Raw genomic sequence first — 12296 nt, 5'->3', positions numbered from 1 at the left:
TCTGCGTTTATCCGCGTTTCATCTGATAAAGAAAGCTCTGTGAGACTCAGTGGTACTCTGTGGTGAGTTTGATTCATTATTGTCCAAATGTGAGTTAAATGCCACAAAAATCATAAAAATAATTGGGATTATCAATCTCTTTCCTAACTTTGTAACATTAATTGTAGAACAAAAACCCTTGATAAAGATGAAAGACCTGACGATTACCAGCATTATCAAAGTATACACATTTGATGAACTTAATAAAACGGACCAGGATCTGATGACAAGTGCAATGGAGGCAACTACGCGTAGTTACGCTCCCTATTCGAAATTCTCAGTAGGAGCTGCCGCCTTGCTTGCCAACGGAATTGTGGTAACCGGAACCAATCAGGAAAATGCCGCTTATCCGTCTGGTTTATGTGCAGAACGCACTACCTTGTTCTATGCCAACTCTCAGTATCCCGATCAACCGGTGCTGACCCTTGCCATCGCTGCCCGTACGGAAAAGGACTTCATCGATCTCCCTATTCCCCCTTGCGGTGCTTGTCGCCAGGTAATACTCGAAACGGAGAAACGCTACAAACAGCCCATCCGCATTCTGCTCTACGGAAAGAAAGAAATTTATGAGGTGAAAAGTATTTGCGATCTGTTACCGCTCTCATTTGACGCCTCAGCCATGAAAGAATAATGATACAACAATATAATACCAAACTAAAAGGAAAGCTCGTCCTTACCGATTCTTACCATACAGACAAAGCCTTGCAAAAGGAAAAGAGCCTTTATAAATTTATCTGGGTACGAAATGGCAGTATTACGCTGGAAATAGATCATCAGGAGGTAATACTTGTGCCGAATGAAGTTATCTCTCTGTCCAACCTGCAACATCTGGAATTCAAATCCATTGACGGAGACTACCTGACACTACTGTTCAATAGTAATTTCTATTGTATTTATGGCAACGACCACGAAGTATCGTGCAGCGGTTTCCTCTTCAATGGTTCATCACATGTGATCCGGTTCGTATTGGATGATGCCGAACAGAAACTGTTGAACGACATTGCCGATACACTCAGCAAAGAATTCTCCGTATCGGACAATTTACAGGAAGAGATGCTCCGCATCCAGCTCAAACGCTTCATAATCCAGTCTACCCGTATCGCACGCCGGCGCCTGAACATCACACAGGAAAAGGAATACAGTTTTGAAATTATTCGTCAGTTCTTTATTCTGGTAGATACACATTACCGGGAGAAAAAACAAGTACAGGACTATGCCGATATGCTGCATAAATCTCCTAAAACATTATCAAATATTTTTTCAGCCTGCAAACTCCCCTCCCCATTGCGCGTCATTCATGAGCGTGTGGAAGCCGAAGCCAAGCGATTATTACTATACAGCAATAAAAGTTCTAAAGAAATAGCCGACCTGTTGGGATTTGAAGACCAGTCCTCTTTCAGCCGTTTTTTCAAGAACATGACCGGACAAAGTACTGTACAATTCCGAAATTCATCCGAAGGGAAAAATTGACAAGCGATAAAGCTAAATTGCTATTTCCGGCAAATGGGAAAACCCCGACCTTTGCGTTTATAAGTTAAACCCATAAAAAGTTATAGCAATGAAAGAAAAATTAATCACTCTTCTGACCTTCACCTCCGGTCTTAAAAGTTTCGGTATCAAATTTATCCGTGTAGCCATTCTGGTTGTATTCGTCTGGATTGGCGGATTGAAATATTTTCACTACGAGGCAGATGGCATCGTACCTTTCGTGGCAAACAGTCCGTTTATGAGTTTCTTCTACGCTAAGGGAACTCCGGAATACAAAGAACATAAAAACGCCGAAGGTGCATATGTACCCGAAAACCGCGAATGGCACGAAGCCAATAATACATACACATTCTCTTACGGACTGGGTGCGCTCATTATGAGTATCGGTATCCTGGTTTTTCTCGGTATCTTCTTCCCTAAAGTTGGCATCATAGGAGATGCACTCGCCATCATCATGACACTCGGCACATTATCTTTTCTTGTCACTACCCCCGAAGTATGGGTACCCAACTTAGGAAGTGGCGAATATGGGTTCCCCTTGCTCTCGGGTGCCGGAAGACTGGTTATTAAAGACATCGTAATCCTGGCTGGCGCAGTAGTATTACTTTCCGACTCCTCGCAACGGGTATTGAAATCTTTGACAGCTACTACCCGGTAACTGAAACAAATCTCCCGCTTCGGATGTTATAAACCTACAGAATAACCCTTTAAAAGAATATAGATATGAAACAATATGATGCTATTATCATAGGTTTCGGCAAAGGTGGAAAAACATTGGCTGCCGAATTATCCAATCGTGGCTGGAAAGTCGCCCTCATCGAACGGTCTGATAAAATGTATGGAGGTACATGTATCAACATAGCCTGTATCCCTACCAAAGCATTGGTACATGAGGCCGGGATATCCGGACTGATGTACAAGGAAGACTATAAGCAACAAAGTGACTTTTATAAACAGGCTATTACCCGTAAAAATGAACTGACCTCTTTTCTCCGAGAAAAGAACTTCAGCGATCTGGATGGTCGGCCCAATGTTACAATCTATACGGGAATGGCTTCATTCACTTCACCCAACACGGTGAAAGTTGTTCTTCCAGACGAAGAGATAGAACTTCAGGGTAAAGAAATTTTCATTAACACCGGAGCTACAAGCATTATCCCTGCCATCGATGGAGTTAAAGAAAGCAAGCACGTGTATACCAGTACCAACCTACTGGATCTGGACATACTCCCACGCCACCTTATTATTGTAGGCGGCGGATACATCGGACTGGAATTTGCTTCCATGTATGCAGAGTTCGGAAGTAAGGTAACCATACTTGAAGGAGGAAGTGCGTTCATTCCGCGTGAAGACCGTGATATAGCAGACAGTGTACGTAAGGTACTTGAAAAGAAGGGAGTAGAAATTCGTCTGAATGCCCGTGCACAGTCCATACATGATACAGCAGATGGGGTGACTCTGACATATACAAACACCGCTGATGACGTCCCTTGCTTTGTTGAAGGCGATGCTATCCTACTGGCTACAGGCCGAAAACCAATGATAGAGGGCCTGAACTTACAAGCAGCAGGCGTAAAAGTAGATGCACACGGTGCTATTATTACGGATGTACACCTGCACACTACTACTCCACACATCTGGGCAATGGGCGATGTAAAGGGAGGACCGCAGTTTACTTATGTATCTCTGGATGATTTCAGGATTATCCGCAATAAACTGTTTGGTGATAAAGAGCGCACCACCGAAGACCGTGATCCGATAGCTTACTCCGTATTTATTGACCCGCCACTTGCCCATGTCGGTTTGACGGAAGATGAAGCTATCAAGAGAGGATATTCCTTCAAAGTATCCCGCTTACCGGCCACAGCTGTAGCACGTGCCCGTACTTTGCAACAAACAGACGGCATGCTGAAAGCTATTATTGATACACATACCGGAAAAATCATGGGATGTACCCTGTTCTGTGCCGAAGCATCAGAAATTATAAACATTGTCAATATGGCAATGAAAACCGGACAGCATTACAGCTTCTTACGAGACTTTATTTTCACACACCCAAGTATGAGTGAAGTATTAAACCAGTTATTCACATTTGATTGAAATAGATAGTTCTGATTTTTATTTCAAGTAACGCCTGTTAGAAATTAAAGTAAAACAGGCGTTATTTTTATCTTAACAACCAGGGGAGTGCTATATTTTTCTTACTTTTGTAACAACATTGCCCATAAAGAGTAAAACTCAAAATGAAAGAAAATCAAACTTATCAATCAAAGATTATGCCATTTACTTTTCGAAAAGCCACCACCGATGATGCAGCCAGAATATGGGAAATCATCCTGCAAGCCAAAGAACAAATGCTTCGGCAACAAAAGCAACAATGGGACGAAACCTATCCCCTACCCGAAAATATAACCAGTGACATTCGGAACGGTTATGCCTGCGTATTATGTAACGAGGGTGTCATAATAGCCTATGGTGCAGTCTCTTTTGATGGCGAACCGACCTATGAAGCCATCGAAGGTAAATGGTTAAGTGAACAGCCTTATGTAGTAGTTCATCGCCTGGCTGTGGCCAATGAAATGAAGCAAAAGGGCATAGCTACTCTGTTCATGCAAAAAGTAGAAGAATTTAGTCGCGGGAAAGGAATCTATAGTTTCAAGGTAGATACCAATTTTGATAACTTCTACATGCATAAGATGTTAGAACGGCTTGGCTTTGTATATTGTGGGGAAATAATATATGGCAGGGGAGTTAGGATGGCATACGAAAAGCTCTTATAATCCTTACCTCGCAAAAGTACGTATTTAAATATGAGTTAAATAGGTAATTAACAGCGACTTAAATACGTACTCTTATACCCTAAAAGTACGTACTTTTATAAGCATTGATTTACAAGATGTTAGCTGCATTATTTGTGCTATCCATACTCTTCATAATAATAGATATAATTAGCTGATATTCTAAAGGCTAAGAGTAAAAACTACTTCTTTGAAGAGTTCATTCTTCTCTTCTTTTTCTGTGAGGGCGTTAAAGGTTTCTCTTCTATTTTAAAAGTAATAGTCCCATTAATAGTAATTTTTACGTCTTCCTCTTCGTCCACCAACTGATAAGGTGCACAATCTGAAGAACCACCATACTTATGATTCCATCTTACAAATGGATAAATAATGGCAACAGCAATAAAAATTATAATGATAGGTATTAGCATGCGTTTCTTATTTGATTTACAAATATAACATGATAATAGGAATAATAGAAATTAATAGAGGTATAATTGATCTATCATTGTAAACTCAATCAATATTAACATTATCACTACAAAAAACAATCAATAATATACCATTCGGCCATAGGTTTATTTTTAATTAGTATCTTTGAAGCATTGGAAACAGCCCTTTGGCTACAAATGTCAATAGACGAAGCGTTGTGATTGGCTTTCAAATTAGTATCTTTGAACCATTGGAAACAGCCTATCTGCAATGTTCCGTTAGCAATAATCGTTGTGATTGGCTTTCAAATTAGTATCTTTGAACCATTGGAAACAGCGCGAGTCCTAATAAGTTCGTTTTAAGTGAGGTTGTGATTGGCTTTCAAATTAGTATCTTTGAACCATTGGAAACAGCTATTGTACATTAGAGGAGTGTGATAGATTCGTTGTGATTGGCTTTCAAATTAGTATCTTTGAACCATTGGAAACAGCTACTTAAAATGGGATATCAATACGACTACGTTGTGATTGGCTTTCAAATTAGTATCTTTGAACCATTGGAAACAGCTTTCTGCTACGTATGGTGAGGGAGACGATAGTTGTGATTGGCTTTCAAATTAGTATCTTTGAACCATTGGAAACAGCAGAAGGAGATTGCTGAAACAGTGAAGAGGAGTTGTGATTGGCTTTCAAATTAGTATCTTTGAACCATTGGAAACAGCGCGAGATTTATATTACGTATAAGATTTATAGTTGTGATTGGCTTTCAAATTAGTATCTTTGAACCATTGGAAACAGCACCATTTTGCGGTAACCGTACACAGTACAGTTGTGATTGGCTTTCAAATTAGTATCTTTGAACCATTGGAAACAGCTATTGATTTTGCCGCTTCTTGAAATGTTTTGTTGTGATTGGCTTTCAAATTAGTATCTTTGAACCATTGGAAACAGCAGGCTGCTTTATAGCCAGACACCCATGCTTGTTGTGATTGGCTTTCAAATTAGTATCTTTGAACCATTGGAAACAGCACGTAAGCAAACAGAATATATGTCTGATGCGTTGTGATTGGCTTTCAAATTAGTATCTTTGAACCATTGGAAACAGCTTTAGTGGAGCTATTAATTGTGCAAGTAGTGTTGTGATTGGCTTTCAAATTAGTATCTTTGAACCATTGGAAACAGCAATTAGCGATATCAAAGTAATCAACGAAGAGTTGTGATTGGCTTTCAAATTAGTATCTTTGAACCATTGGAAACAGCACAATCTCTACTATTCACTGAATACCAACCAGTTACATCTGATCACAGAAAATAAAAAAAGAGACTGTTTCCAAAAGAAAATCCCATATTTCTATGGGATTTTTTATTTTAAAATAGTTCCAACTGCTGTCCGGGAGTATTAACTCCCTGTATCTTCTTTCCATAAAACAGTTCTATATTTCCAAATTGTTTATCGGTTATACATAATATTCCCACCTGACCATGTTCCGGAAGAAAAGACTTAACCCTTTTTATGTGAACATCAGCATTTTCACTACTGGCACAATGACGCACATAAATAGAAAACTGAAACATAGTAAACCCGTCCTTTTGCAGATTTTTTCTGAAATCCGCATAGGCCCTTTTATCTTTCTTTGTTTCAGTCGGTAAATCAAAAAGTACCAGTACCCACATAATGCGATATTCACTAAAACGATCCATTACCTCTCCGGATAGATGATATGGCGAAGCTCCCCACTAAAACATTTATAAAGTGAGGCAGTAGTCTGCGAAACAGCTACCATTAACGGGCTTCTTTTACCACCTATTTTTACCTCCAACGTTGGAATTTCCAACAACTGAACCTTCAATTCTTTACTTAACTCACCATAATTAGCTCCATTATGTACAATACCAAAAACCAACTCATCCACATAAGGACGATAAGGCTCCATTATATCATCGGCCAAACAATAGGCATTATAACGATTATGATGATGAATGCCTAAAGTTGGTAAAAGCCCACTTATAACCAATGCACGTGCAACAACTGCCCGCAGAATAGCATAACCATAATTCAGTAAATTATTAGGTGGGACTCCTTCACGCTCTCTTGTAAAACCATCAATATCTGCAAACATACCTTTCCAATAGTATGCTGCAGCACGTGCTTCAAGATTCTCTGGATCTCCACTTTTCACATTATCTGCCCACACATGCATACACTTTACCTCTACACTTTTACATGCCTGCAATACTGAAGCTTGATTATTAATCTTCATTTTTATGGTTTGTTGCCAAAGTTGTTTTTTCAACGGAACCGAAGTATCCAATTGATAGCGAAAGCGTTCATTCTGAGTAGTGTTGCCATACAATGGAAGCATCAAACCAACAGGCATACTTCTACTATCGCACGTTATCACAGCACTATTATTTTCAAGCAACGCCTCCAAAACTCCGGATGTTATAGTTATTTGTTTATTATCCAACACTACAACTCCAATATCTTCAATAGGCTTCATTATCTCCGATTGTTGCTTAAAAGTGTCCGGTAAAGATTCATTTTTAACAATCTCAGGAAGTTTAATTACAAGCTGGGCATTGCGTAATGAAAGATAAACAGGATTCCCAAAATATAATGTTTTTTTAATCATAACTCAATCTATTATAATCCAACATTATCTTTTTCTTATTTTTGATTGTTTATTTCTGTTATACAACCCAACCTATCAACTCTAATCGGTACACAAACAGCCTTAATCATCTCATTATTCCATGATTTCTCCGCCTTATTATTTGCTCCCAATTCAATAACAGGAATTATAGCATTAGACACATTCTGAGGAATGAAGAAACACTGGGGCCCGGAACAGGAAATCATCTTATAGATTCTACCCTTATCTATATTATCCAACTTCATACCATTATTCAATTCATCTGCAGTAGGCACATAAACCAAGTCATTAGGTGACAACCAAAACAATAACTTATCACCGTTATTATTATTTTCGGGAACAGGAGTCCACCCCAACTTCTCTCTTTCAATAACAACATTCAACGGGATAGTCTCATAGTTCCGTTTACCATCTTCTGTTTGATAAACAGCAAAGAACAAATTTGTACCTTTGGCAGCTTCAACATATTTAGAAGTCTTATTTCCTGATGTCCCAACACTAAATTTGTTTCCTTGTGGCTCACATACGCGTACCTTATATATAGGTTGATGATATTTACCATCATTTAAAGCAGTAAGATTCCTATTCATCTTGTCTATGCCATCGGGCGAAAATGCCAGGTTAGGATCATCCTGATTATTACTCAAATGATTAAGAAGTATCTTTTGTATACCCGTATCTGTAACAGACTCCTTTATCTTCTTCGCATTAAAACTTGTATCCAATGGTTTGCGAACCGCTACTAAAGGCTCAGTAGAGTCATTCGTAAAATAATAAACAGCCACTTTTGACAAGTTCAAATCCTTCCAAAGAGATGCGTTTTCCTTAAAATACTTATCTATTCTTTTCTTATCATATTTATATGAATACAGCTGAAGTACTTTTTCCTTTAATTTTTTATCAACAATCATTTTCGGAGTATCCAAAGCAAGGCTAAGCCTGACTTCTTTCACCTTCTGAAGATTCACTTTACCAAAGACCGTATCTTTATGCATCGGCTTACGTATAGCCCAACTATCGCCATTTATCTGTTTCTCCAATACCTTCTTCCCACTTTCATCAAAATGTACATAATAATTAGTGGTTTTATTTATCACTCTCAAATTCTGCTTAAAACTTACAGTGATATTCTCCAATGCTTTTCGTATATCCTGAGTAAATGCCGGCCAGGGCTTTTTTACAATCCACTTATAACTGCCATTATCATCAGTCCGACATTTGGTACACAGCAAACGTTGCAAATCAGTACGAGATATTTTTGCTTTCTTACTTGCAGACTCATTACTCAAATAGTTAATATGATTCCGTGTAGCACACGCAATTACAATTGCATCCATTGCATGATGCCGATGATCAATACGCTTTTTACTGAACCCTTTCTGCATTTCAAGAGGTACTGCCGTTTGAAAAACACGCTTTCCTTCCTTATTTTCCCAACACCCGAATTGTTGACTTCCGGTTAATTCATTTAGTCGTTCAAACCGGGGATAGATAATCGAATTCCAAACATCATTTACTCCCCAATCCCTCTTTAGCCGATCTGTAACGCTGCCTGTACATACTATTACGTTCTTAGAAATAGCTTCCGGCTCATACTCTCCGTTCGAGTCCTTCTCACGTACAATATTTGATAACAAGCTTTTCACGACCTTACTAATGTAACGACTATCATTCAGCTGGCGTTCTATAAACGTTTCTGGTATATCATCCATTAGCAATCTCTTCATTTTACTGCCTATACCAGAATAATTGGCCTTCACAAACTTTTCATAAGCTTCTATAGAAAAAATCTGGACTACTTTACCAAAACCTATCTCTACATATTGTCCATGATGATTCTTAATAAACTCATATCCAAGCTCATTACTCTTCAGCTTATTCACTTCAGCCTCGCAAATAACCTTGTTACTAAAAGAATCATCAAAATAACGGGATTGGGGGATAATATGCTCTATCTCATAGGCCGACGTAAAGAGCTTCCCTAATGGAATAATGTCACCAGTATAAGGAGAACGATATTTCTGTTCCAGCCATAATTTATAGCGCAGAAACTCCGATTTCGTGGGACGTTTCTTTAAATCACTCTCTCTAAACTTCTTTAAAACAGCACTAATATCCTCCGGAATTTCTTCAACACTATTGAGCACCGTATCCTCATAGATTCTAAGTATTTCCTGCTGACCCGGCGAATATGGACGTACGTTCTCTATTTCGTACTCAGAGTTGATAAACTCCGCTAATAAAGCTTTAATACGTAAATTGGTGTTTTCATTTTCTACTATTTGAGCAGTCATCTTTGCCCGCTTATCAGCCGGATTCTTTATCTCACGCCCCAGTTCAACATGTATTTCATCAATCTGCCCTACACGTTTCCAAATATCACGGACAGTACGCAATGTTTCTGTAATAACCTGCTCTACAATAGGGTTTCGCAATGAATGTTGTCTGAACAACCGGAGATATGAGTCAATATCCTCAGGACTCTCCCACTTAGCAATAGCCCTGGCTTCAGAATGCCTGTTATACACAACATAACAAGACAACCACAACGGAAGTCCCTTAAAATCTGTTATATCCGACAGTTTTATAGCTTTTTCCCTCACTCTGTCATGGATATTCTCATCCCATTCACCTGTAATAATCTTATCAATCCGTTCCTTCGTTTTATCATCGATATTCGATAGTTCCCAATACTTCCCCATCCTCATCAGTGGCAAAAGCTTCTTGATTGCTTTAGCAGAGTATGCACCATATTCTTTTTTGAAAGGAGGCAGTTTCTTAAATACATCCGCAAAACGATCATCCAAATTATGTTTAGAAGCAAACTTCCGTAAAGCACTTTCAATCTCAATTTTATCTTCTACCGAATAGAGTATATGCCACAAAGCTTCTTCCACCTCCCGGGATAAGAAATCAGCAGCAACACCCACTTTTTGCAAACCATTCAATATAGCATTTCTTGTTTCATTGCACGGATATGATTTATCTTCTACGTAATTCCAGCGATATTCAGTAAAAGTCTTTTTCAAACCGAATTGCGGATTTTTCAGAAAAGCTTTCTGGTCTACCTCTTTCCGATCATTGAGCCATTCAAATAAAGTAGTATAATCGTCTTCTGTTTTAAGAAAATCAGGCGTCACATCCACATCCGTTTCCAACTTGCCATCATCCATAACCCTTTCTCTCTGATAAATCCGTATATTAGAGATAAACTGCCACAAACGAAACTCCTGAAAAAGAGGATGGGATTTTGCAATACATTTAATGGGTGCTTGCTTCACCTCTCCTGTTTCCCGATCCATATACTGATTCTCCTCATAAGGACAATTATCTATCAATGACTTTTTAGTTTTCAGAGGACGTTGATAAAAGATAATATCATCTATGAATAAATAAACAAAATCTCTACCGGAGATATTATTCTTATGTGCCTCATTACTGACATATAAGGCGTCGATACATGCTCTGTATAAATCCCGGTCCTGTAACTCCGGATGGAAGGATAGCTGCTTTTCTAAAATCAAACGCAACTCTTCCTTATAAAATTTACGTTCGACCGTCCGCACCAGTCTACCTTTTATTTTTTGATGCGGATTTTGTAACAAGGCATCATAGATATAACATCCCACCGTTTTATGGCTATTTGCAATATCAGACTCCGTCTTTTTCTTTATCAACGTCCAGTCATCTTCTTTCGGTGCACGGAAAGAACGCTTCACCTCTCCATATTTATCCAGTTTGGGCGTCCCATCTTCATTAAGATCTGTTGTCACAATGAATTCTTTCACTTTCCCTTCCCAGTCCAAAGGGATGTTACTGGTTCTACGATAAATCCACCCGTTCTCCAAATGAACATTATACCAGGTGTCTTTTCCTTTCTTGTCATCAGTAGCCTCCACCTTAACAACCCTCAAAGCATAAAACTCCACAAGCTTATTGGATTGTTCTTCCTCTTCTTCTCCACGTAACTGATAGTATCCACGCTTTTGATTAAAATTTAAAATAATCCATGCAAGCTCTTCTTTAGATATCATTTCTGTCAACGCCTTTTTGCGAAGATAATAGAGAGTCCAGTCATAAGGCACCTTTTTACCTTCGGAAACAAATACAGGCTGATGAGTAGCAAAATCAACTAACATAGCTTCAAACGAATCCTGAAATATAAATTCAAATTGTCCCATAGAGTTTTTCCTCCAAGGTAACTTCGGCTCTGTATTTTTCTTAATTTTACCAGGATGATTTTCAAAATCTATATCATTGACATAATGTTCGGGAAGAAAGCCTAATATCTGTAATACTTTATGCAACCGTTCACGACGCAATAATTGACGCTCACGCAACCGGCGAATACTTCGATAAGAAGTCCGCTCCGCTGTCTGAGATTTTGTAACTCCACTATCAAAATTTCCTAATACAGCAGCATCCATAGGAATAATCCTACTCCCGGCCAATTCTATATTTCTCTTTTCAACTGATTCATCTGCTACACTATTTATTACAGCCCACCCTATACTATTTGTTCCTAAGTCCAGTCCTAATATCTTTTTCATACTACATTAAATTTAAATATATACAAATATATAATTATTTATTGTAAAAAGAGTTTTATATTATTTTTTTCATTATATTTGCCACACTAATTTGAAAGCAAGTCACAATAAGGATTATTCCGTTGTGAAAACATTTAGGTTGCCCTCGTCCTTCTACGGGGGCTTTTATTTTGATTCATCCTACAAATGCGTAGTTCGTTAATAATGTTAATTCATTTTTTAACACCCTGATTTTGCTTTATAAGAATGTACATTTTAGCATATCAAAAGTGTACATTTTAGTGGTTCTTCTTCAATTTAGTTGAAAAAGACATGTTCCATCACCATCTTAATTCTTAGCAACTCTAATCCTGCCCT

General features: G+C 38.4%; 9 protein-coding genes and 1 CRISPR repeat array. Of the genes, 5 read left to right on the top strand and 4 right to left on the bottom strand.

The window, feature by feature from the left end; genetic code table 11:
• The first annotated feature begins 187 nt into the window (after positions 1–187).
• The 5 genes from cdd to HCG69_RS19535 all read left to right on the top strand — a co-directional run bounded on the left by cdd (position 188) and on the right by HCG69_RS19535 (position 4307).
• Positions 188–670 (top strand): cytidine deaminase, encoded by a 483-nt coding sequence (cdd, locus tag HCG69_RS19555; RefSeq protein WP_122200811.1) that lies wholly within the window; start codon positions 188–190, stop codon positions 668–670.
• Positions 670–1509: an AraC family transcriptional regulator gene (locus HCG69_RS19550; protein ID WP_221651406.1), complete on the top strand. Its 840-nt coding sequence runs from the start codon at positions 670–672 to the stop codon at positions 1507–1509. Before cdd ends, HCG69_RS19550 begins: the two co-directional genes overlap by 1 nt.
• Positions 1510–1597: 88 nt before the next feature.
• Entirely contained in the window at positions 1598–2185 is a 588-nt protein-coding gene (locus tag HCG69_RS19545; RefSeq protein WP_221651405.1) for a DUF417 family protein, read from the top strand.
• 65 nt (positions 2186–2250) lie between these two features.
• Complete coding sequence (locus HCG69_RS19540) at positions 2251–3627, top strand: FAD-dependent oxidoreductase (RefSeq protein ID WP_221651404.1); 1377 nt, start codon at positions 2251–2253, stop codon at positions 3625–3627.
• Between the two features lie 143 nt (positions 3628–3770).
• Positions 3771–4307: a GNAT family N-acetyltransferase gene (locus HCG69_RS19535; protein ID WP_221651403.1), complete on the top strand. Its 537-nt coding sequence runs from the start codon at positions 3771–3773 to the stop codon at positions 4305–4307.
• A 200-nt stretch (positions 4308–4507) separates the two neighbouring features.
• Here the strand turns inward: HCG69_RS19535 and HCG69_RS19530 are convergent, their stop codons facing one another.
• From HCG69_RS19530 to cas9, 4 genes are all read right to left on the bottom strand, one after another.
• Positions 4508–4735 carry a hypothetical protein gene (locus HCG69_RS19530; protein WP_221651402.1) on the bottom strand — a complete coding sequence of 76 codons (228 nt, stop codon included), beginning with the start codon at positions 4733–4735 and terminating at the stop codon, positions 4508–4510.
• 215 nt (positions 4736–4950) lie between these two features.
• A CRISPR array of direct repeats spans positions 4951–5995; the repeat unit is 47 nt; unit sequence GTTGTGATTGGCTTTCAAATTAGTATCTTTGAACCATTGGAAACAGC.
• 108 nt (positions 5996–6103) lie between these two features.
• Positions 6104–6436, bottom strand: a complete 333-nt coding sequence (cas2, locus tag HCG69_RS19525; protein WP_221651401.1) for a CRISPR-associated endonuclease Cas2 — start codon at positions 6434–6436, stop codon at positions 6104–6106.
• Entirely contained in the window at positions 6436–7368 is a 933-nt protein-coding gene (gene cas1 / locus HCG69_RS19520) for a type II CRISPR-associated endonuclease Cas1 (RefSeq protein ID WP_221651400.1), read from the bottom strand. The genes cas2 and cas1 overlap by 1 nt, the downstream gene beginning before the upstream one ends.
• A gap of 35 nt (positions 7369–7403) precedes the next feature.
• Positions 7404–11939 (bottom strand): type II CRISPR RNA-guided endonuclease Cas9, encoded by a 4536-nt coding sequence (cas9, locus tag HCG69_RS19515; RefSeq protein ID WP_221651399.1) that lies wholly within the window; start codon positions 11937–11939, stop codon positions 7404–7406.
• Positions 11940–12296: the final 357 nt, after the last annotated feature.

This window comes from Bacteroides sp. K03, from assembly GCF_019734355.1.
Classification (GTDB): Bacteria; Bacteroidota; Bacteroidia; order Bacteroidales; family Bacteroidaceae; genus Bacteroides; species Bacteroides nordii.
The sequence above is the reverse complement of the archived record's forward strand: the minus strand, read 5'-3'. Positions and strand labels throughout refer to the sequence as shown.